Origin of the sequence: Cohnella kolymensis, from assembly GCF_000829465.1 — a bacterium.
In the GTDB taxonomy this organism is placed as follows: Bacteria; Bacillota; Bacilli; order Paenibacillales; family Paenibacillaceae; genus Cohnella; species Cohnella kolymensis.
The window spans coordinates 303,295-325,030 of the sequence record NZ_JXAL01000016.1 but is presented as its reverse complement, the minus strand read 5'-3'; the positions used below and the strand labels follow the sequence as shown (position 1 = coordinate 325,030).

22 protein-coding genes and 1 pseudogene are annotated in these 21,736 nt (G+C 53.5%); 3 read left to right on the top strand and 20 right to left on the bottom strand.

What is annotated here, in order from left to right; all coding sequences use genetic code 11:
* Window positions 1-14: 14 nt before the first annotated feature.
* The 12 genes and pseudogenes from SD71_RS11685 to SD71_RS11630 all read right to left on the bottom strand — a co-directional run bounded on the left by SD71_RS11685 (window position 15) and on the right by SD71_RS11630 (window position 9,090).
* Window positions 15-1,007: an RluA family pseudouridine synthase gene (locus SD71_RS11685; protein ID WP_052476183.1), complete on the bottom strand. Its 993-nt coding sequence runs from the start codon at window positions 1,005-1,007 to the stop codon at window positions 15-17.
* Window positions 1,000-1,590, bottom strand: coding sequence for a cob(I)yrinic acid a,c-diamide adenosyltransferase (locus SD71_RS11680; protein ID WP_041062925.1), 591 nt, complete (start codon window positions 1,588-1,590; stop codon window positions 1,000-1,002). The genes SD71_RS11685 and SD71_RS11680 overlap by 8 nt, the downstream gene beginning before the upstream one ends.
* Window positions 1,562-1,909, bottom strand: coding sequence for a bifunctional adenosylcobinamide kinase/adenosylcobinamide-phosphate guanylyltransferase (locus SD71_RS25585; RefSeq protein ID WP_268747738.1), 348 nt, complete (start codon window positions 1,907-1,909; stop codon window positions 1,562-1,564). Before SD71_RS25585 ends, SD71_RS11680 begins: the two co-directional genes overlap by 29 nt.
* On the bottom strand, window positions 1,899-2,168 hold the full coding sequence (locus SD71_RS25580; RefSeq protein ID WP_041062919.1) for a bifunctional adenosylcobinamide kinase/adenosylcobinamide-phosphate guanylyltransferase: 270 nt from the start codon (window positions 2,166-2,168) through the stop codon (window positions 1,899-1,901). Before SD71_RS25580 ends, SD71_RS25585 begins: the two co-directional genes overlap by 11 nt.
* Before the next feature lie 93 nt (window positions 2,169-2,261).
* Entirely contained in the window at window positions 2,262-2,492 is a 231-nt protein-coding gene (locus SD71_RS11665; protein ID WP_041062916.1) for an aspartyl-phosphate phosphatase Spo0E family protein, read from the bottom strand.
* 107 nt (window positions 2,493-2,599) lie between these two features.
* A complete protein-coding gene (locus SD71_RS11660; RefSeq protein ID WP_041062912.1) occupies window positions 2,600-3,826 on the bottom strand; it encodes an aminotransferase class I/II-fold pyridoxal phosphate-dependent enzyme in 1,227 nt (408 codons plus the stop codon).
* 29 nt (window positions 3,827-3,855) lie between these two features.
* On the bottom strand, window positions 3,856-4,347 hold the full coding sequence (locus SD71_RS11655) for an Lrp/AsnC family transcriptional regulator (RefSeq protein WP_041062909.1): 492 nt from the start codon (window positions 4,345-4,347) through the stop codon (window positions 3,856-3,858).
* Between the two features lie 125 nt (window positions 4,348-4,472).
* Window positions 4,473-4,664, bottom strand: a complete 192-nt coding sequence (locus tag SD71_RS11650) for a hypothetical protein (RefSeq protein ID WP_041062906.1) — start codon at window positions 4,662-4,664, stop codon at window positions 4,473-4,475.
* A gap of 78 nt (window positions 4,665-4,742) precedes the next feature.
* Entirely contained in the window at window positions 4,743-5,660 is a 918-nt protein-coding gene (gene cysK / locus SD71_RS11645) for a cysteine synthase A (RefSeq protein WP_041062904.1), read from the bottom strand.
* Window positions 5,657-6,190: a hypothetical protein gene (locus SD71_RS11640; protein ID WP_041062901.1), complete on the bottom strand. Its 534-nt coding sequence runs from the start codon at window positions 6,188-6,190 to the stop codon at window positions 5,657-5,659. The genes cysK and SD71_RS11640 overlap by 4 nt, the downstream gene beginning before the upstream one ends.
* 105 nt (window positions 6,191-6,295) lie before the next feature.
* Window positions 6,296-6,715, bottom strand: a complete 420-nt coding sequence (locus SD71_RS11635; RefSeq protein WP_041062898.1) for a DUF350 domain-containing protein — start codon at window positions 6,713-6,715, stop codon at window positions 6,296-6,298.
* A 15-nt stretch (window positions 6,716-6,730) separates the two neighbouring features.
* Window positions 6,731-9,090: pseudogene (locus SD71_RS11630) on the bottom strand (endonuclease MutS2).
* A 148-nt stretch (window positions 9,091-9,238) separates the two neighbouring features.
* On the opposite strand from SD71_RS11630, the gene SD71_RS11625 reads away from it, so the two are divergent.
* Window positions 9,239-9,619 (top strand): phage holin family protein, encoded by a 381-nt coding sequence (locus SD71_RS11625; RefSeq protein WP_052476204.1) that lies wholly within the window; start codon window positions 9,239-9,241, stop codon window positions 9,617-9,619.
* A 135-nt stretch (window positions 9,620-9,754) separates the two neighbouring features.
* Entirely contained in the window at window positions 9,755-10,132 is a 378-nt protein-coding gene (locus SD71_RS11620) for a cupredoxin domain-containing protein (RefSeq protein WP_041062895.1), read from the top strand.
* A 738-nt stretch (window positions 10,133-10,870) separates the two neighbouring features.
* On the opposite strand, the gene zapA is transcribed toward SD71_RS11620, so the two are convergent.
* The 3 genes from zapA to pheS form a co-directional block, all read right to left on the bottom strand.
* Window positions 10,871-12,190 (bottom strand): cell division protein ZapA, encoded by a 1,320-nt coding sequence (zapA, locus tag SD71_RS22220; RefSeq protein WP_052476182.1) that lies wholly within the window; start codon window positions 12,188-12,190, stop codon window positions 10,871-10,873.
* A 116-nt stretch (window positions 12,191-12,306) separates the two neighbouring features.
* Window positions 12,307-14,757 carry a phenylalanine--tRNA ligase subunit beta gene (pheT, locus tag SD71_RS11610; RefSeq protein ID WP_041062892.1) on the bottom strand — a complete coding sequence of 817 codons (2,451 nt, stop codon included), beginning with the start codon at window positions 14,755-14,757 and terminating at the stop codon, window positions 12,307-12,309.
* Between the two features lie 49 nt (window positions 14,758-14,806).
* Window positions 14,807-15,841 (bottom strand): phenylalanine--tRNA ligase subunit alpha, encoded by a 1,035-nt coding sequence (pheS, locus tag SD71_RS11605; protein ID WP_041062889.1) that lies wholly within the window; start codon window positions 15,839-15,841, stop codon window positions 14,807-14,809.
* 451 nt (window positions 15,842-16,292) lie between these two features.
* Here pheS and SD71_RS11600 point away from each other — a divergent pair, with 451 nt between their 5' ends.
* On the top strand, window positions 16,293-17,459 hold the full coding sequence (locus tag SD71_RS11600; protein WP_041062886.1) for an acyltransferase family protein: 1,167 nt from the start codon (window positions 16,293-16,295) through the stop codon (window positions 17,457-17,459).
* Between the two features lie 290 nt (window positions 17,460-17,749).
* Here SD71_RS11600 and SD71_RS11595 read toward each other — a convergent pair whose 3' ends face one another.
* The 5 genes from SD71_RS11595 to SD71_RS22210 all read right to left on the bottom strand — a co-directional run bounded on the left by SD71_RS11595 (window position 17,750) and on the right by SD71_RS22210 (window position 21,696).
* On the bottom strand, window positions 17,750-18,370 hold the full coding sequence (locus SD71_RS11595; RefSeq protein WP_041063234.1) for a YcnI family copper-binding membrane protein: 621 nt from the start codon (window positions 18,368-18,370) through the stop codon (window positions 17,750-17,752).
* 145 nt (window positions 18,371-18,515) lie between these two features.
* Window positions 18,516-19,196: a response regulator gene (locus SD71_RS11590; RefSeq protein WP_041062883.1), complete on the bottom strand. Its 681-nt coding sequence runs from the start codon at window positions 19,194-19,196 to the stop codon at window positions 18,516-18,518.
* Window positions 19,193-20,035 carry a sensor histidine kinase gene (locus SD71_RS11585; protein ID WP_041062880.1) on the bottom strand — a complete coding sequence of 281 codons (843 nt, stop codon included), beginning with the start codon at window positions 20,033-20,035 and terminating at the stop codon, window positions 19,193-19,195. The genes SD71_RS11590 and SD71_RS11585 overlap by 4 nt, the downstream gene beginning before the upstream one ends.
* Before the next feature lie 15 nt (window positions 20,036-20,050).
* Window positions 20,051-20,755 (bottom strand): hypothetical protein, encoded by a 705-nt coding sequence (locus tag SD71_RS22215; protein ID WP_152619425.1) that lies wholly within the window; start codon window positions 20,753-20,755, stop codon window positions 20,051-20,053.
* The gene (locus SD71_RS22210) at window positions 20,740-21,696 is read right to left on the bottom strand and encodes a copper resistance CopC/CopD family protein (protein ID WP_052476180.1); all 957 of its coding nucleotides are present in this window, start codon (window positions 21,694-21,696) and stop codon (window positions 20,740-20,742) included. The genes SD71_RS22215 and SD71_RS22210 overlap by 16 nt, the downstream gene beginning before the upstream one ends.
* Window positions 21,697-21,736: the final 40 nt, after the last annotated feature.

Sequence of the window (21,736 nt, the reverse complement as noted above, 5' to 3'; positions counted from 1 at the left end):
CAGAACACCTCTTATTATTTTTTATCGGCAAGATGGGCGAAATAATCGGTCTCCATCGACAGCAGCTCTTTCTCGAGCAGCTGCATATCTTCCGGCATCGCAGCTTCCAGTTTCATAAGCTCTCCCGTTACCGGATGTGCAAAACTCAATCTCACGGCATGCAGCGCCTGACGAGTTATAATCGTGGAGAGCCTGCCGGCAATTTCACTGTTACTCCATTCGGGATCCGTGTAATACGTGTCACCGATCAACGGACAGCCAATGGAGGTCAGATGTACCCGGATCTGATGAGTCCGGCCGGTACCGAGCCGCACGTCCAATGCGCTTGCTTTGCCTATGTAGCTGGCCGTTACTTCATAGAACGTCTGCGACGGAGCACCGTCCTCCCGAATAACCCGGCGATGCGGATCTTCCGTCTCGCGGCCGATCGGTGCGTTGATCTCACCCTCTAGCTCAGGCGCGCGGCCATAGACAAAGGCGCGGTATTCCTTCTGCACGGTGCCTTCTTTCATTTGCGCAGCCAGCTGCTGATTGGCAAAAGGGTTTTTCGCGACGATAACGAGCCCCGAAGTATGTTCATCCAATCGGTTAACAGGACGAAACCGGACCCGCTCTCCGCGTTCCTGCCAATAATGCATTACACCGTTAGCCAGCGTGTTCAAATAATGGCCGGTGGTTGGGTGTACGATTAATCCCGCCGGTTTGTTCACAACCAGCAAGTGGTCATCCTCGAAAACAATATCCAGATGCATCGGCTGCGGCATGATATCTTCGGAAACTTCCGTTTCCATTCGCATCGCGATGACATCTCCTTCGCGGATCGTATCCATCGCCCGAGCCCGTTCACCGTTGACGGTCAAGCCTTCGTCGGACGTTTTCAAGCGGATCATGAGCCGGCGCGAGATGCCCACACGCTTTCTTAACACATCCCGCAAATAGCGGCCGTCATCGGCAGCTTCGGCGACAAACTCAACCGGCGCATAGTAGCCTGAATTTTCGTCATTCATGAGATGATGACCTCCGCCGGAAAACATCCGCTCCGCGTTCATATTCGACATCCGACACGCCAAGACGAGCGTTAGCGGCGCGTGCGGCGGTGAAGAAGTAATCCGAAAGCCGGTTCAAATACTTGCGCACCGCTTCCGGGCATGGCTGCTCGCCGGCGAGCGATACGACCCTTCTTTCCGCACGCCTGCACACCGTCCGGCATACATGAAGAAGCGCTGCCGGCTCGCTGCCTCCGGGCAGAATAAACCTTTTGATCGGCGGGGTTTCCTGTTCATAGGCATCGATCCATGCTTCCAACCTGTCAATCATCGCAGATTCGACCTTCATCTTCTCCGGCTCGGGCTGCGCGTAAGAAAGATCGGAGCCGCAATCGAACAGCTCATGCTGAATGATCGTCAACTGCTCTACAAGATCGCCCCATTTCCCGGTGTGCCCGCCCGCTGCAACAGCAGCCGCATGGCCGACACAGGAGTTCAACTCATCAATCGTGCCGTAAGCTTCCACGCGGACATCGTCTTTACGCACTCTTCCGCCGATTACCGACGTTTGGCCTTCATCTCCGGTCCGGGTATATATTTTCATGATGGATATTCCCCCGTTTCACTCGGTAGCCTTTTACTTCCGCCGCGACTCCGGCATTGACACGGTAAAATGTATGGCTCGCCTCCGCCAAAGTACGATTCGCATCGGCCACTTTGTATGTATACCACTGCTCCCACGATCCAAGCGATAACCCGGCGGACGCATCTTCCGTTACAACTATCATTTTACCCTGAAAAGATAAAACCGCATCCAGAACCTCGGCCCATGCAGCCTCCACTTGCGGTTGCACAGCGCGGAGATTTCCTGGTTGAGCTTTGCTGACAAGAGCGCGAAGCCATCCGGATATACTATCTACCACCAACACCCTGTGCTCCGCACGAAAAAAAATTGGATTGCACGTTAATGAATTTGATTTTTGCGGCCAAAGTATCGTCTGCATCCGTATCCGTCCAGCAGAAGTCCGCCTCGTGCGGATGCTGCCGTTCTCTATCATATATTTGAGCTTCGGGCAGAGCAGGACATGACAAGCAAATCGCTTCGCGGCCCACGCTGAGTGCCAATTCCTCTGCAAAGGCCGATTTTCCACTGGCGATCCCGCCGGATATTAACCAAAGCATGGACTGTCCTCCCGCCCCGAGCGTCATAGACTATCCTCACTATAGCATAAACACATTTTCTCCCAAAAGAAAAAAGAGACTCGGAGAAAAATATCACCGAGCCTCATCGCGACGGATAAGTGCTTGTTTCATATACTGATTGATTTTTTGATCCAGCCGGCGGCTAAGCTCCATGACCGCGCCTGAATTAAGAGAGTCTTGCGTGATGAACGAATCGATCATCTCTTTGCGGAGCTTATCGATTTCGCCCATCAGCTTGGAGTCGTAAAAGCTCTTCCGGTAAACAACAGGGATGTCCATAGAATTGGGTTCTGCCGCGCCCATGTTTTTCCCCCTTTTCACAACAAAATCTTGAGCGGGTTAAAGAGCCATGGTGGTTGCAGCGGACTCGTCATCAATTCGAACACGATTGTTGGAGGCCTTCTACCGTCTTAACCCAATTTTCGCAAAAATGCGCCGATCCGTTCCAACGCTTCCGTCAATTGATTCACCGAGGTTGCGTAGCAGCACCGGATGAAGCCCTCTCCGCCTTTACCGAAAACATGTCCCGGCACAGCAGCCACTTTAGCTTCCTGGATGAGCCTCTCTGCAAATTGCTCGGATGTCAAGCCTGTTGACCGAATGGAAGGAAACGCGTAAAACGCACCCTGCGGCTCGTGACAGTCAAGTCCCATCTCGCGGAATCCTTGGACGACCAGACGACGACGCTGATTATAGGATTCGACCATACGGTCTTTTTCTTCCAGCCCGTTGGTCAGCGCTTCGAATGCGGCGACCTGCCCCATAATCGGAGCGCACATTACAGTATATTGATGGATCTTCAGCATTGCGCCGATCAGATCCGGATGCCCGCAAGCATAGCCCATACGCCAGCCTGTCATCGCAAAAGCTTTGGAGAAACCGCTGACGAGTATCGTACGATCTTTCATACCCGGAAGGGCGGCAAAGCTAACATGCTGCGTGTCGGTATAAGTCAATTCCGCGTAAATTTCGTCGGAAATAACAATCAGATCGTTGTCCTCGACAACTTTCGCGATGGGCAGAAGCTCCTCATAATTCATAATCGCGCCCGTCGGATTGCTTGGGTAGCAGAGAACAAGAATTTTCGATTTCGGCGTAATGGCCGCCTTCAAGTTCTCGGCCGTCAGCTTGAACTGATCTTCAGCGAAAGTTTCTATGCCTACTGCGACTCCACCGCTCAGTGTCGTTATCGGAGAATAAGAGATGTAGCTCGGCTCCGGAATGAGGATTTCATCCCCAAGCTCAACCAGCGCTCTGAGCGCCAGATCGATCCCTTCGCTTCCTCCGACCGTAACGAGCATTTCTTTGGCAGGATCGTAGCTTACATTGAATTGGTTGGATAAGTATTGTGCGATCGCTTCACGCAGCTCCGGCATTCCCGCGTTCGGAGTGTACTGCGTTTTGCCCTTTTCAAGCGAATACACCGCAGCGTCTCTTACCCGCCATGGAGTCACAAAATCGGGTTCGCCGACGCCGAGGGTGATAATGTCCTTATCTTTGCTCGCGTTGACCAAGTCAAAGAAACGCCGGATACCGGACGGAGGTATGGCTCGCGCATTCGCTGCCAAATACTGGTTCATCCCGTTGCTGCGAGACTGTTCCATCAAAGCTTGCGGCTTTTCTTCATCTTTTATCATCGGGCTTCTTCCTTTACGAGGACTGCTGCTTATGGAGATACCGGCAAGCGGTGATCGTCTTCGAATTCTTCGAAAATGATGCCGTCCTGTTTGTATTTTTTCAATATAAAAAAGGTTTTGGTGGAGATGACATTCTCGATGGTTGACAGCTTGTTGGAGACGAATGAAGCGACTTCCTTCAAGTTCTTGCCTTCGATCTCGACTTGCAGATCGTATGCACCGGACATCAGATAAACGGATTTCACTTCCGGATAGAGATAAATGCGCTCTGCGATGCTTTCAAAGCCTCTTCCTCTTTGAGGGGTACATTCGACCTCGATGAGTGCGGTAACCTTATCTTCGTCCACTTTGCTCCAGTTCACAACGGACGTGTATTTTACGATGACATGATCGCGCTCCATATCCGCAATTGCGGCGGAAACGTCCTTCTCATCTGCCCCAAGCATCGTTGCGATGGTAGCGGCGGACAGTCGGGCGTCTTCCTTGAGCAGATCCAAGATGCTGTGTTTGAATTCGTTCATCGAGATCCCTCCTGAATTACTATCCATCTTACCTCAAAAACAGGCAGCATGAAAAGCGATTAAAACAAAAAACTCCCCTGTCGGAAAGCTTTCTCCGATCAGGGGAGCCGGCTGCTTGAGTGTGTCTAGTGATTGTGCAGGCTGTTCATAAGCACATGATAATGCTGCATATGCACGTCGACCATGTGGGAATAAACCTGCAGCAGATGCGGGTTGCCGATGGATGAAGCGGTTTCGGCAGCGAGCTGCAATAACGATTGCTGGTCGAATGTCTCATCGAAGCTGTAGTCTTCGCTAATGTGTTCGAATGGCTGCATCGGGTTGAGCCCCTTATTGAATAGGTAATATTATCTATTTTCTCATATTTCCCCGATTTGACTAAAAACAAACCATTTTCAGAAGATATCCATGCTCAAATACCGCTCACCCGTGTCCGGTGCGATGCAGAGCACACGCTTGTCCCGGCCCAGCCGGCGGGCGATCTGCAAAGCAGCCCAGACGGAAGCTCCGGATGAAGGGCCGACGAGTATTCCTTCTTGGCGTGCAAGCAGGCGTGTCGTCTCCAGCGCATCCTCGTCCTTAACCTGAATGATCTCGTCGTACACCGAGGTGTTCAGGATCGACGGCACAAAGCCCGGACTTGTCCCGACCAGCTTATGCGGCCCGGGTTGTCCCCCTGACAATACGGGTGATCCGGCGGGCTCCACCACCGCGATATGAAGCTGCGGCAGTTTATCTCTCAGCGCTTCACCGACTCCCGTGATCGTGCCGCCCGTACCTGCCGTAGCCACAAAAGCGTCAAGCCTGCCTTCGGTTTGCTCCAATATTTCCACGGCTGTTGTGATCCGGTGTATGTCGGGATTGGCGGGATTCTCGAATTGGTTCGGCATATAGCTTCCCGGAATTTCTGCGAGCAATTGCTGAGCTTTCGCTATCGATCCAGGCATACGCTCTGCCGCCGGTGTCAACACGACCTCGGCGCCATAGCCGCGAAGCAAGGCAATACGTTCAGGCGTCATGTTGTCCGGCAGCACGAGAATAAGCCGATACCCCTTGGCGGCGGCAATCATGGCCAAGCCGATCCCGGTGTTGCCGCTGGTCGGCTCGATAATGACGGAACCTTCGCGAATGAGCCCTTTCTCTTCCGCATCTTGCAGCAGCCCGTAGGCCGCGCGGTCCTTAACGCTGCCGCTCGGATTCATTTTCTCCAGCTTCACGAGAACTTCGGCGTCATCGGGACCTGGCAGCCGCTGAAGCCGGACCGCAGGCGTATCGCCGATCAAGTCCGTTACGGATTGAACGACCCGTGTCATGGATGGCCTCCAGTGCGTCTGGTCGAAGCCTCGCTCAAGCGGCGGGCGACATGATGCCGGTCGTTTTCCGCAAGTGTGGTCTGGACAGTGAAGCAAGAAGGACACATATATACGGTCAAAGCAAACGGGGCTTCAAGAACCGCTTGACCTAGAGCTTCAGGAATGCGGGGACGAAACTGCTCGCCGGATATGAGCTGCTCACCGGCCTCCAACATGTATTCACGGCATTGCGGACATTCCGGCGCCAAATCCTGCTCATCCAAAATCTCCGCAACCGTTTCTTCGAACCGAAGCAACGCTTCGTCTTTTTCGCTCATTGCCACGTCCGAATTCCAATCTATTGCGCTGTCGTCATTTTCCTCTGCTTCTTCCTCTTCCTGTTCCTCTTCTTCCTCTTCGGAGCCGACGTTCACCCTCAGCGTCCGATAACCGTCCATCTCATTGTCGCACACCGGGCAGAATTTTTCGGGCTCCTCGCCTTCCTCGTGCGGCACTTCACTTTGACACCAAGGACAAATAGTAACTGCCATATATTCGTTAACCCTCCTTCATCATATATATGATACCGATCGCGAAGAACAAAACAGCCAAAGCAAACAACGTACCCCAAAGGTATTTCATTGCGATTCCTCCGTTTAAATGACCGCGGCGCCGATAATGTAGGACAAGGAGACCGATAGAATCATCGCCAAGAAGCCGACCGCACGATTATCCCGCGCGATTTCTTCATCGACACGGAGAACGGGCGTTAAAAACTCGAATAGAAAATAGCCGGCCAGCAGAAGCAGAAACCCGACCGCGGACCACAGCAGGCTGAGATAGATCGTATCATTCGCCTCGATCGAGAATCGGAAAATGTTGCAGATGCCGAATATTTTACCGCCCGTCGCCATCGCCACGGACAGGTTCCCTTTGCGGATTTCGCTCCAGCCGTCGTATTTCGTCACCCATTCAAAGACAGCGAGAAACACAATCAAAGCGAGAATTCCTACAGAGAAATAAGCGAGCACCGCTGAAAAAGCGTTAGACATTACCGTATCGACCAAACTCTGCATCTGCAAACCCCCCAATCAGTGAAGCTCGGCTACCGTCACACCGGCTCCGCCTTCCCCGAATTGCCCCAAACGATAGCTTTTGACATGCTTGTGTTTGCGCAAAAACTCTTGAATTCCGGTCCGCAGAGCTCCGGTACCTTTACCATGTATCACGTACACTTGCCCCAGATTGGACAGAAACGCTTCATCCAAAAAACGGTCGAACTCCATGATGGCTTCGTCCAGTGTCGCGCCGCGCAAATCGAGCTCCGTACGAATATTCTCGTCCCTGGAACGCTTGACGATCGTTGCTTGTGCCTGCGGCTTGGCTTGCGCGGTTTTGCGAACCGGCTCCAAGTCTGCAAGGGGCACCTTCATTTTCATGATCCCGAGCTGAACGAGCGCATCCGAATCGCCTGACAGCTCTACGATGTGCCCTCTTTGCCCGCCCAGGCTGAAAACCTTCACTTCATCGCCAGGCTCGAGCTTAACCGGCTTCCCGCCGGTTGTTCTTGCCGGCTTCGCTGCCGGTGCGGGCACCGCGTCCTCCAGACGCCTGCGGGCTTCAATCAGCTTGTGCTCCTTGACGGAAGCCCCTTCTTCCATCGCAAGCTTGCGGAGATCGGAAATGATCTCTTCCGCTTCGCGCTTGGCTTTGGCGACGGATGCGCGGGCTTGCTCCCGGGCTTCCTCCATAAGCTTGGCTTTTTGTTCTTGGAAGCGTTGGCGCTCTTCCTGAATTTGATTCTGCAATGTTTCTATTTCCCGGCGCAGCTCTCGGCGATCTTCCGTTCCGATTCCGCCCGAATCCGGTCCTGCTCCAAGGAAGCAATCATCGTATCGACCTTCAGCTCATCCTCGCTCACTTCCCCGCGGGCATGGTCGATAATGCCGGCCGGCAGACCCAGCCGCTCCGCAATAGCGAAAGCGTTACTGCGCCCAGGGACGCCTACCAAGAGCCGATAAGTCGGCCTCAATGTAGCGACATCAAACTCCATGCTGGCGTTGGTGATGCCCTCACGGTTATAAGCATAAGCCTTCAATTCGCTGTAATGGGTCGTGGCGATCAACCGGCAGCCGACCCTGTGCAAATGCTCGAGTATGGCGATGGCAAGAGCGGAGCCTTCTGCCGGATCGGTGCCCGCCCCTAGCTCGTCGAGCAGCACCAAGCTTTGCGAAGTGACCTGTCCTAACATGGAAATGAGATTCGTCATATGACTGGAGAAAGTGCTCAGATTCTGCTCAATGCTCTGTTCATCGCCGATATCGGCATAGATGCCGTCGAATACACATAGGCGGCTGCCGTCATCCGCCGGAATGAACAAGCCGGACATGGCCATCAGGCTGAGCAAGCCGATCGTTTTCAGTGAAACGGTCTTACCGCCGGTATTGGGTCCTGTAACGATGATAGCGGAATAATCTTCTCCGAGCTCGATGTCAATGGGCACCACTTGTTTAATATCGATCAGAGGATGGCGGGCCCTGCGCAAGTACAACCGTCCCTCCGCATTCATAGCAGGCAATGTGGCGAACATCGCCTCTGCGAGCGCGGCTTTGGCGAAAATAAAATCGATCCGCCCTAAAATTTCCGCGTCCCCCGTAAGCAGCTCCGCACGTTCCCCCGTCTGTTCGCTGAGCCTGCGCAATATTCGTTCGATCTCGTTTTGTTCTTTTATTGTCAGCTCACGGAGCTTGTTGTTCATCTGCACTACCGCTTCCGGCTCGATGAAAAGCGTCGCCCCGCTCCCGGATTGATCATGGACAATGCCGCCGAAGTGCGCCCGATATTCCTGTTTCACAGGGATAACATAGCGATCGTTACGCATCGTAATGAGGGTTTCCTGCAGCATTTTCTGAATGGACGCAGATCGGATCAGGCTTTCCAGCTTCTCCCTTGCGCGGCCCTCATTCACCCGGATATCCCGGCGCAAAGACGCGAGCTCCGCACTGGCTGTATCCAGCACATCCCCCTGTTCGTCGATGCAGCGCCGGATTTCATCTTCAAGCGGCTTGAAATCGGTTAATGGCTCGCACAGATCTTCCAATAAAGGCATGGAAGTTTCTTCTGCAGCCGAGGAAATATACCGGGTGAGCCTGCGCGATCCCATAATGAATTGGGCGACACTCATCAATTCAGCCGGCTGCAGCACGCCGCCCAGCTTGGCGCGCCGAAGAGCGGGCCTTACATCCGTTATTCCGCCGAAGGGAGGAGTGCCTTTCAACGACACCGCTCGAACCGCTTCATCCGTTGCGGCCAATCTGCGCTCCACTATCTGCAGTTCACGGGACGGCTTGAGCTGTTCTGCCTCCTCGCGGCCTAAGCCGGTGGCCGTCAATCCGGTGAGGCGATGAATGATTTTTTGGTATTCTAATGTATATAACGCCTTGTCGTTCACGGCGATATTCAACTCCTTCGACCTATATTATAGCCGAATCTGGAGAACTTGAGAAACCGGCGCACATACTGGAAAGAACATAGGACACACTATACATCAAACCGGCGCTTCAACGGTTAAAACCTCAATGTTGAGGAGGTCAAGCATGATGCGTTTTTTAAGCACAGTGGTTCGGTTCATTGTCTCTGCCATCGTCCTGATGGTCGTTAGTTACCTAGTGCCCCGATTTTCCGTAGGGGGCTTCGGCAGTGCCCTTCTGCTCGCTTTGGTTATCGCGCTGCTCGGTTGGATCATTGAAGGAATTTTCGGCAAAAGGGTGACACCTTTCGGCAGGGGCATCGTCGGGTTCTTAACGAGCGCACTCGTCATTTGGTTAGCTCAGTTCGTTGTTGACAATGTGAGGGCGACGCTGATCGGCGCGATCCTGGCTGCTCTGGTCATCGGGATCATCGACCTGTTCATTCCCGTGGCCAACCCGTTCGATACGGTTAAGGGCGGAGCCGGCGGACGCGACAATCCGCGCAGTTGACGCCAGACGAACACAAACCCCCTGCCGAGTCAGGGGGTTTGTGTTATTGTCATGGTTTCGACATAGGCTGTATGGAGTTACATATGTTACAATTGGCTGTGCTTACCATAGCTTTGATTTAAGGGGGAAAGAAACATGTCTAAAAAGCTTGCATTGCTGCTCGCCGCGGTTGTCATGATGCTTACGCTTTCTGCTTGCGGAGGAAGCAACGATAACGGTTCTGCGGGTAATGAAGCTTCGCCGGCGCAAGAGGCGTCCCAAGAAATTGTGATAAAAGCGACAAGCTGGGAGTTCGACCAGCCTGAATATGTAATTCCGAAGGACACACCCGTCAAAATTACGGTGGAAAACTTGAAGGGCGCTCACGGCGTTGAGGTCGAAGGCACCGACATCAATATTCGGGGGAACGATTCGCAAGTCGTCACCTTGAAGGCAGGCACCTACCCAATCAGATGCAGTATCGTCTGCGGCGCCGGCCATGCCCAAATGGTATCGAAAATTACAGTAAAGTAAGGCGTTGAGTGCAAGCTGGTGACAGCTTTGCACTTTTTTTGTTTGCTGGCTTGAGTGGATCACAATGAGCTCGCGCACGCGGTTACTCCACAGGAAAATGTGATGAGCTTTCAAGTGCGCGGAGTTAGTTTAGTTTTTATACGATCTCCGAGCAATCAGCCTTCAAGTGCACGGCGTTAGTTTAGTTTTTATACGATCTCCGTGCGATGAGCCTCTAAGTGCGCGGCGTTAGTCTAGTTTTGATACGATCTCTCTGTGATTAGCCTCAAAATGCGCGCCGTTAGTATAGTTTTTATACGATCTTTGTGCGATGAGCCTCTAAGTGCGCGGTGTTAGTTTAATTTTTATACGATCTCTGTGCGATTAGCCTCAAAATGCGCGGCGTTAGTTCATTTTCTATACAATCTCGAAATTGCGACTAGCCTCGTTCCTCCGTTTATCCGCTTTCCAACTAATTACACGACCCCGAATCATCCGCAGCCCCAGTTAGCAGGTTTTTCCGGTTATCTACGTTTGATTTGGCTCTTGAAGACTCGAGTTAGCATGATTTTCTGGCTATCTCCGTTTGATTTAGCTCCTGAAGACTCGAGATAGCAGGTTTTTCCGGTTATCTCTGTCTGATTTGGCTCATGAAGCTCCGAAATAGCTAGTGTTTGTAGCCCCTACACCTCATCGACAATGCAAATAGAAAGAGCTGTGATCCTAAGTCAGCGACTAAAGTCACAGCTCCGACACTCCTCACGGTTGTTCCAACAAATCGATCCACTCGTTGTACTCCGTCTGCAGCTTCGCGTATTCACTCCGCAGCCCGGCGTGCTCCCGCTTGAGCGCATCAAGCTCCGCTTGCGCCCGCAGCCCGCGAGCAGCTTGCTCGCGCAGCTGCTCTTGCGAGGCGGTCGACTCCGCCTCGCGAGAACCCGCGGCGGCCGCTTCCGCTCTGGCCGCCTCAAGCTCGCGCGACGCCCGCTCCGCGGCTTCGCGAATGCCAGCCTCGGCCGCGCTGAGCTCGGCCACCCGTGCTTCCAGCGCCGCAGCCCGTTCCGTTGCGGCGCGCCCGTCCCGCTGAGCGGCGACAAGCCGCTCTTGCATCTGCTGCAGCGATTCGCGCGACGACTTGTCGCGCTCCTCTCGCTCCCGAAGCATGCCGCTCAGCTCGTCGCGTTCCCGCTCCGCCTTCTCGCGGGCTGCCGCATGCTCGCGGATTCGCTCCTGCGTCTGCGCTTCGATCGCCTGCAGCATTTCCTGCTGCTCCGCAACGGCCCGGCGCTTATCCTCCGCTTCCCGGAGCCAATGCTCGAGATCACCTTCCAGCTGACCGCGCAGCTTATTCCATTCCTGCTCCCGTACATGCCACTCTTCACGTTCCCGCACAAACGTCTGCTTTTCCTTAAGCGCGGCGTTCAGTTCGGCCGCATATTTCGCTTCTGCCGCCTTCAGCTCCGCAGCGTGCCGGCTTTCGGACTTCTCAGCAAGAACGGCATGATTTCGTTTGAATTGTTCGATCTGCACGGTATATGCGGCTTCCAGCTCATCTTTCATTGCCGATGAGGAGACCTTCCCCGCTTCAAGCTCGGCTTTAAGAGCGGACCACTGCTCGGCAAACTTGGTTTTTATGCTCTCCAGTTCCTTATCTGCCTGAGCTTTGGAAGCCGCCAGATCATCAACCGCAACGGCCTTCAAAGCTTCCTCTCGCTCGGCGGATTCGGCCCTCATTCTCTCCAGTTCCGCAGTCGCCTGTGCGATGATGCTGTCCAGCTCTTGCGCGGCTTCCGCCTTCTGGCGTTCCAATTCCTCCAACAGACGGACACGCTCGCTTTCAGCTTGTTGCAGCCTCTGGGTGTCCAAGCGCAGACGTACCAGCTCATCGCCCATATTTACTGCAGCCAGTACCGCTAAACGCGGCAAATCCAATCGCGGTGCCCCGGATTCAACCTTATACATTTGATCATTGACGAGCGAGGCAACTCTTTTCATATGATCCGAACTGGAGTGACCCGTAAGCGTATATTGCGTTCCATATATGTCAACGGTCACACGCGTTTTTTCATTGGCATTCACGGCGTGTCCCTCCTACCTGCGTCCATTATGTCAACGGACGTGAAAATAAGTTACAGCGAACGATCCCGATCACTTGTTGTCTACACGTATTCGCTGCAACGACGGCAGTTTCCTGCCTATTTGCGCAGCTCGGCGTGGAAAGATTGTTCCAACTTTTCCAGAATACGGGCGTGAACCGCCGACACTTCTTCATCCGTCAAAGTGCGCTCAGCGTGACGGTACACCAGGGCTAAAGCAACGCTTTTCTTGTCGCTGCCGATCCTGTCCCCGGTGTATACGTCGAACACCTCCACCGATTCCAACAGCTCGCCGCCGACCGATCTGATCGCTTCCGTCAGCGCGCCTCCCGAAACAGCACGGTCGACAACAACGGCAATGTCTCTTTCCATTGCTGGGTAGCGCGGCAGCGCTCGATACTTGATCCGGCGGTCCGCATGGTCATATACCGCAGACAATTCAATCTCGGCAACATATGTGTCGGGCAGATCGAACTGCTTTTGCAAGTCGGGGTGCAGCTGCCCGACGTAACCGATCGTTTCCGTTCCCCGTTCCGTCTTCAGCGTGATTGCGGCCGTTCTTCCCGGATGGAATCCTGAAGGCTGCGCCGGCTCGTATGCGATCAGCCCAGCCAATCCCAACCGATCGAATACCGTCTCCAGCAAACCTTTTGCGTCATAAAAATCAACAGCCTCACCAGCGCGATTCCAGCTCGCCGAACGACGGTTCCCGGCAACAAGCAAAGCTGCGCGCGGTTTCTCCTGAGGCAGCCGGGTTAGAACCTCTTCATCGGAATGGTATACGCTGCCGATTTCGAACAGTGCCGGCGCATTGTTCTTGCGGTTCAGATTGTAAGCCGCCGATTCCAAAAGACTCGGCAGCAGCGCGGTGCGCAGCACGCTTCTCTCTTCGCTCATCGGCATAGCCAGAGCAATCGGAAGAGCGCCATCCGTTAACTCCTTAAACAAATGAGCCTGTTCCAATGACGTAACAGAATAGCTGATCGCCTCTTGAAGTCCGCCGTTCGTCAAAATCGAGCGAAGCTCACGGCGTATCGCCTGGGATTTAGTCAACGCTCCCGTGGTCGCAGGCCCTTCGATGCGCGTGGTCGGGATTTCATCATACCCGTGCAAACGCGCCACTTCCTCGACCAAATCCACATCGCGCGAAATATCGCCGCGGCGTGTAGGAACGGTAACCGTCCAGGAGCCTTCTCCATTCGCAACAGCATCAAACTGCAAGCGGGACAAGATCGTCTTAATCTCCAAAGAGGACAGGTCGGTTCCCAGCATGCCGTTTACGCGGGACAGCGACAATTCAACCTTGACCGGTTCCACATCGGCAGTCTCCGCCTCCGCAACTCCTTCGGTGAGCTGGCCGCCCGCATGACGCACCATCAACACAGCCGCGCGATTCAGAGCTTCACGAACCCGGCCCTGGTCCACCCCTTTTTCAAAACGGGCCGACGCCTCCGACCGCAATCCCAATTGCCGGGAAGTGCGGCGCACGGCGCCGCCGTCGAACTTGGCGGATTCCAGAATAATATCCGTCGTCTCGGGTGTCACTTCAGAATTCGCTCCGCCCATCACACCCGCCAGACCGATCGGCTTGTCATCACCGTCGGCAATGACAATCATATGAGGCTGCAGCTTACGCTCCTGATCGTCCAGAGTAACGAGCACTTCGCCCTCTCGAGCCAGGCGCACCTCAATGCGTCCGCCGGATACCTTGGCCGCATCGAAAGCATGAAGCGGCTGACCGTACTCCAGCATGACATAGTTCGTAATGTCAACGATGTTGTTAATCGGCCGGATGCCCGCGGCAATGAGACGGTTCTGCATCCACTGAGGCGCAGGTCCGATCTTCACGCCTTTGATATAACGTGCGGTATAGAGCGAACAGACCTCCGGATTACCGATGGAGACCTTAACATGATCCTCCGTCTTGTCCGCAGACGCATGTAAATCCTTCGACGGATCCGGCAGCGTCAGAGGCCGGCCGGTCAAAGCCGCCACCTCGTAAGCTACACCGAGCATGCTCAGGCAGTCTGAACGGTTCGGCGTCAAATCCAGCTCCAGAATCGAATCCTCCAATGCCAGCACTTCAAGAATATCCGTGCCGATCTCCGTATCTCCCGGCAGCACCATAATGCCTTCTTGCTGGTCTTTCGGCAAAAGCTTGTCGTTCATGCCCAGCTCGCGTGCGGAGCAGATCATGCCTTGCGATTCCACACCGCGCAGTTTCGCCCGCTTGATATTCACATCGCCGGGTAATTTTGCGCCGACTTTCGCTACCGGCACCTTCTGTCCGGCAGCCACGTTGGGCGCTCCGCATACGATTTGCAGATCCTCGCCTGTCCCGGCATCAACGATACAGACGCCCAGCTTGTCGGCATCGGGATGTTTCTCCCGCGATTTCACATAGCCGACGACGACGTTGTTGATACCGCTGTTGCGCGATGGAACGGAATCGATCTCGATCCCGCCGCGTGTCATCATCTCCGCCAGCTTCTGCGGTGTGATGCCGCTCAAGTCGATATAGTCGGATAACCACCGATAAGAAACGTTCATGGGAAACTCCCCTCATTTTTCTCGAAATAAATGCTTTGCTCGTTCGCCGTTACATTTTGGCAAATTGACCGAGGAACTTCACGTCATTCCCATAGAAATGGCGAATATCGTCAATGTCGTATTTCAAAAGAGCGATGCGCTCCACACCCATTCCGAATGCGAAGCCCGTCACCTCGTTCGGGTCATAGCCGCCGTGTTCCAGTACTTTCGGGTGAACCATCCCGCAGCCGAGAATTTCGATCCATCCGGTATGCTTGCACATCCGGCAGCCTTGTCCTCCGCATTGCACGCAGGTAACGTCCACTTCCGCGCTCGGCTCGGTGAAAGGGAAGAAGCTCGGACGAAGCCGGATCTGCATTTGCGAGCCGTACATCTCCTGCACGAACTGAAGGAGAGTGCCCTTCAAATCGCTCATCCGCAGATTCGGCGCGATCACCAGACCTTCAATCTGGTGAAACATGAAGGAGTGAGTCGCATCGTCGTCATCCCTTCGGTACACTTTGCCCGGGCAGATCACTTTAACCGGCGTTTGGCCGTTCATGGCTTTCATCGTGCGAATCTGTACCGGCGAAGTGTGTGTGCGGAGCAAAATTTCATCCGTGATGTAAAAAGAGTCCTGCATGTCGCGCGCCGGATGGTCTTTGGGCAAATTGAGCGCTTCGAAGTTGAAGAAATCGGTTTCCACTTCAGGGCCTTCCGCAATCGTATAACCCATTCCGAGGAAAATGTCCTCGATTTCCTGCGCCACTTTGTTCAACGGGTGCACCGCACCGACTTGGACCGCTTTACCCGGCAATGTGACGTCAATCGTCTCCGCCTGCAGCCTCCTCGCGGTCTCGGCGCGGTCAAAGCTTTCTTGCTTTTCTGCAATTACGGCTTCAATGGCTGCACGAACTTCATTGCCCACCTGGCCGATGATCGGCCGTTCCTCAGCGCTTAACGCGCCCATGCCCCGCAAAATTTCTGTCAGCTGTCCCTTTTTACCCAAATACTGGACCCGCAAGTCGTTCAGCCTGCTTGCATCCGCCACGCCTTGAAGCTGTTCCAGCGCCTCACGCCGCAGAGCTTCCAATCGGTCTCTCATCGAGCTTCTCTCCTTGTCAAAAAGAAATAAAAAAAGCCTTCTCTCCCGTAAGGGACGAAAAGACCGTGGTACCACCCTTTGTTGAAATGTCCGAGCCGGTATGAGCTTGTTCGCTCAACCCGCAGCGCTGCGCGCCATAGACATTCCCGCTTCATACGGCGTAACGTGCCGTCGGCCGGTTCCTTCTACTCTGGCGGAAAGAATCCCCGCTGTTCAAAGGACTGCTCCGGAGCGAACTTCAGCAGCCTGATTTCTTAGGAACGCTCCCAGTCTGCGGCGCTCCCTCCCTGCAAGAAGGCACTGCTTACTCTTCTCCATCACTGCATTTCAAGATTTACAAACCATTATAGGTTATCCGGAATGCGCAAGCAAGTTTTACCTTCACCTTATTTACATATTCAAAACAGCTTTAGATGGTTAATTAAACTATTAAGTTAAGGGGGTGTTTTCTGTGAAAAATGCCGGCATTCCCCTGGGCGAAGGCGGTCGTTTCCATCAATTGGATGCATTGCGCGGACTCGCCGCGTTAGTGGTGTTAATTCGCCACAGTTTCGATGTTGTCATGCATTTGCCGTCCTTTCTCGAGGAGTCGCCGCTCTACCTGTTTGTGGGTGGTCACGAAGCGGTCATTTTCTTTTTTATTTTAAGCGGATTTGTGCTTTCTCTGCCGTTCTACAAAGGTAAGGAGTTTGCTTACTTCCCTTATCTGGTAAAACGTGTATCGCGAATTTATCTGCCTTTCATGGCCGCCATGATCGTTGCGTTGATGATGAGTCAAATGTTGTACCAGGGCGGCGTTACACATTTAAGCGCTTGGATGAGCAACAAATGGAGTATCGAAGTGACGGGGAGCACTGTGCTCGAGCAGTTGAACATTCTGGGCAATCACGAAACCCGCACCTATAATCCGGTCGTTTGGTCGCTGATTCATGAGATGAGAATTTCATTGATATTCCCTTTTATCATGATCATAATCAACCGATTCAGCTGGAAAATGTCGCTCTTAGCCGCTGCAGCCTGCTCACTCATAGGCGGGCTCAACGGGATCTTCGGGATACAACCGTCGCTCGGCTATCAGACAAGCTGGTTTGACAGTCTTCATTTTACCGCGATGTTCATCATTGGGGCGCTGGCCGCAAAACATCGGCATCAGCTGCTCTCTGCGATAGCGGGGCTGACTAAAGTGAACAAGATGCTTATACTTGCGGCAGGGCTGCTCGCTTACATCTACTCCAGAGAAATGAAGACAAGCTCTATGTATTTCACTGACGCCGCCGCGGACTGGGGAATCAGCTTCGGTGTGGTGACCATTATCATCTTTGCGCTCAAGGATCAATCATACCCTCATTTACTGGGAAACCGCGTGGTCACCTTTATCGGCAAAATTTCATTTAGTTTGTATCTCTGCCATACAACGGTGATGTTTACGCTGGTGCATCTGCTGCACAATCAGCTTAATCCGTGGCTCATTCTTGCTCTTTCACTGGCACCCATCTTCATCTTGTCGTACGCAGCGTGGAAATGGGTCGAGCTGCCTTCAATCCGGTTAGGCAAACGGCTCACGCAAAGCCGGGAAAAATCGCTACTCTCACCGGGTGGAGTCAGACAAGTTTCTTAGTTTGGAGAAGCAACGATGTCAATCATCGCTAATAATCAGAACTTCTACCCGGATCGGCCAACAACAATGCAAAACATCCTTATTTTCCGGCTGAGCAGGCTTCAATTGCCTTCTGCTACTTGCATAGTGATGTATTTCATCGCTATCATTCACTCAGCCGCTGAGAGATTAAAATGACGATGAAAAACATCATATTTGTACTGTAAGCAGATGAGTTCCACTTTCCTGCATGGAGCAGCAAGCAAAAAACCGCGGTTTCAACTGCTATAAGCAGCAATACCGCGGTTTTTTCACGCCCGCTTGCGGAACAATGCAACCAACAGCGCGAGCACGCCTGCAACCAAGCCTGCAATGGCGAGCGACAGTGTCAGCGTATCGCGGCCTGCCGCGGCAGCTTCTCCTGCGGTTGCATCAGCCGCGCCGTGTCCATCGCCTCCATGTCCGTCGCCCTGTGCCGCCGTTACCGTGGTCACGGATGCAGGTTTGTCGGCATCCGGAGCACCGGTCCACTCTACAACTTCCCCATCTGCATATGTCTGGTAAGCCTTCCACACCAATTCCTTCGCATCATCGGCGACTTTGCCCTGCATACGGAATTCTCCGAATTCCGTTGCGCCGAGCCCTGCACCCGAGGTTTTCCAAGTTACCGAAGTGATTTTGCCGTCGGCATTCTTCTCGGTCACATAAGTCCAATCCGGTTTCGGTTCGAACCGGGAAACTTCCACACCCTCCGGAATCGCCACTTTAACCGAGGTGGTAGCGGATTCCTTCTCCGATGGAACACGAAGCGTGAACACCTGAAAGGATCCGGCCGGTGCCTCCTTCGGCTGAACCGTCACGTGCGCGCCGGCTAATCCCGCGAATCCCAATGTCAATACCATCACAAGCGTAAACATCAAACTTTTTTTCATCGGCACATCCGACCCTTCTTGTACAGAAATCGTTATGTACCCCAGTATATCCCGCTCCATCCTTTACACACATGACTCGAAAGAGTCATTTCGCGGCCGTTTCTGTGACAAATTAGAGAAGAAGCCTGCAGCTCCAGTTCAAACCTTAATCCGGATTCATCATTCCCCGTTCAAAAGCATACCGGGTGAGCTGAACTCTATTGTCCAGATGCAGCTTCTGCAAAATATTTTTCAGGTGGTTTTTGACGGTATGTTCGGAAAGGCGAAGAGAGGCCGCCACCTCCTTGTTCGTCTGCCCCCGCGCTACTTCTTGCAGAATTTCCCGCTCCCGCGGCGTCAGCTCTCTATCGGGAGATGATTCCCCCTGTTCATGCGAAACTGCAGCGGCCGCCGTCTTACTGTTCGAAAATTCCCGCAAAATAGCCAGGGCGAGCTCAGGATTGAGCGGAGCCTCATCCAGCGCCACCGCGCGAATGTAGTCCCGCCAAGCCGAAGGATTCAAGTTTTTCAGCAAATATCCTTGAGCTCCCTTTTTTAATGCCTCGAATAGATGTGAGGCCTCATCGGATACGGTGACCATAATAATCTTCACGAGGGGATATTGACTCTTGATCGCTTTAACCGCCTCAAGTCCTCCCATCCCCGGCATATTGATATCCATCAGAATCAGATCAGGCAGCAGACTTTCGGTCAGCGCCAGAGCTTCTTCTCCGTTTGAAGCTTCCCCTACAATTTGAAAAAAAGGATCTTCGGAGACGATCATCCGCATGCCCTCAAGGGCGTGCTCGTGATCATCCGCCAACAGGATCCGGATCGGCCCATTCATCCCGCTTGTCCTCCTCTTTTCACCCATTCCGCCACCGTTCTGTCCCCTCGACGTTCCAGTGAGAATCCCCATCCCATCCGCTCAGCCCGATCCTTAACCATACGCAGGCCGAACCGGCCGGGCCGCTGCAGAGGATCGCCGATAAAACCGAGACCGTCGTCTTCTACCGCACATCGAAACCCGCCGCTGCCGTCCGCTTCGCCCAGGACATATACTTTTGCAGCTCTGGCGTGTTTACGAACGTTAATTAACGCTTCGCGAACACAGGCATGAAGCTCCACTTTTTCTTTGTCCGTCAAGCTTCCTTCGGGGATATTCCAGTTAAACTCCGCTTCCGCTTCCGTAACGTCCGCCGTGTCGCCGAGCAGCTGCCTCAGCGGTACGACCCAAGCCGCATCGGCCGGATAAGGCGGAAGACGCAAGTTGGCGATCGCCTGGCGAACGTCCTCATGGATCACCCTTACCGTTTCCCGCAATCCGGCTCCCAACTGCCGTACCTGTCCTTCCGGAGCTATCTTGTCTAACTGATCCAGCTTAACCGCCAGCAGAAATAAAGATTGTGAAATGCCGTCGTGAAGTTCCCGTGCAAGCCGTTCGCGCTCCTCAAGAGCCGCATTCGAGGCCTTTTCCCGCTGCAACGCTTTCTGCGAATGTTCAAGTCGTGAGAACAAACTTCTAACTAATGTCAGCGTCACGGCCAATACGATAAAAGGAGCCAGCATATTTCCCAATTCCATGGACATGTAGGGAAGCAAAAAAGCATGTCGGATATATTCCCACAGCCCTATTGTTAAAGTTGGAATCGCTAATATGAGCCATTTTATCTTGTTATCCTTCACGAGATTCCCTCCCGTTCAATAAATCCGATACACCGTCTCCACGACTCTTTCGGTATCGTTCGCATCCGTCACCCGAACCTGTGCTTTCCATTCCCCGGCGAACGGAAGATAAGGGCCTTGAGCCCGGTAAGCGGTCTTCGTAAAGCCCGAAAAGCCGTCCAGCTCTTCATCCGAGTAAGCCCGGAGCGGAACGTCGATATACGAGACATCCTTACGGCCTGTCGGGAGCATCCGCAGCTGCACGTTTTTAGGCTTTCCTTTTCCAACCGTCTCCGGCAGCCAGATTTTGACCGTAAACTCATTGTCACCCGGCGAATTCGGCGTTACGACAAGGGTAACATGCATCTCCGTGCCCATCTTGTGAAAATGTAAAGGCTGATTGGCAGGCACGGGAGTTTGATAAGTCAGCACACCTACACTCACTACAATTGCCGCCAAAAGACCGAGATCCGCCTTTAACAGAATGCCCTGAGGCAAATCTCCCTTTTTCAATCGGATCCGGATGAGAAAAGCGACACCCGCCACTATGACGGAGAGAATCACCTTGGCAATCAACCAAGAACCCCAGGATGTGAACTTGAGATACTCAAGCGAAGGAAGAAAGCTCATCGTCGTGAGAAGTCCCGTTATCCAAAGCACAAAGAACGAGATCAGTGCCCACCTGGAGAATAACAGCGCAAATCTGCCCGCTTCGGGACGTTCCTTCATCCAAACAGCCAAGAGGAGAACGAGACCCCCGCTCCACACGGAGCTGCCGCCAAATGCACAAGATCCAGTCCCACCGTATAGGCGATGGGGGAGTAAACAGCCGCATGGCCAGACCAAGCTTCTGCAACTAAAGCGGCATAGGCCCATAAAAGGCGTACCGCCAAACCCGTCATAGGCAAAAGCGGCGCAGCGAATGCGAGCAGCAGCTGAACGATATACAGCCGGCCGACTGTCGTCTCGATGAGTATGCGCCCCCATTCGGACAAGGGCTGTCCTTCCCCTAAATCCTGCAGGCTCAAGAAGACATAGGCCAAAGTTGCGATCAAAGCGAATTTGCCGGCCAGTCCGATGGCTTTATCACGAGCTTCGCGGACCAAAGGCGATGCGTTGCGATGCATACTCCAGAACAACAAGCCGGCAACAACCAAAAGACCTGCATAGTACAAAACTCTCGCAGCATACAGCACAAAAACTCGTACCGTGAGATCCGATACTTCATGCGCATGGCCGACCTGCTGATGCGGATCCAGCTGATTGCCATCCGGCAAAGCCGCCGGGCTTCCTACAGTGAACACGTAGGCTCCGGACACGGGATGCCCGTCAGCGGAAATAACGGAGTATGACACCGTATAATGCCCGTCCTCAAGCCTCGGAAGGGGAAGATGAAGACCGGTGCCTTCCGCGATAAACTCCGGTTCGTCGTCAGCAACGTTGCTAGAGGATTCATCTAATACCAAGAGTCTCGCTCCTCCGGGATCAAGGCGCTCGTTAAAGAACAGTTCAATGTATTCCGGACTTTTATCTAAGCGGGAGTCGGCAGCAGGCGTTGTTTTCTCCAACTCGGCGTGAGCAGATGCATTCCCTGCAAAGCTCAATGCCGCCAACCACAGAAATCCGAAAACCATCAATATTTTCATCACGGATTTGCCTAACCTCATACCGCGCTTTCTCATGAACTTGCCCCCGCTCTAATACAGCACTTATGAATTCCAT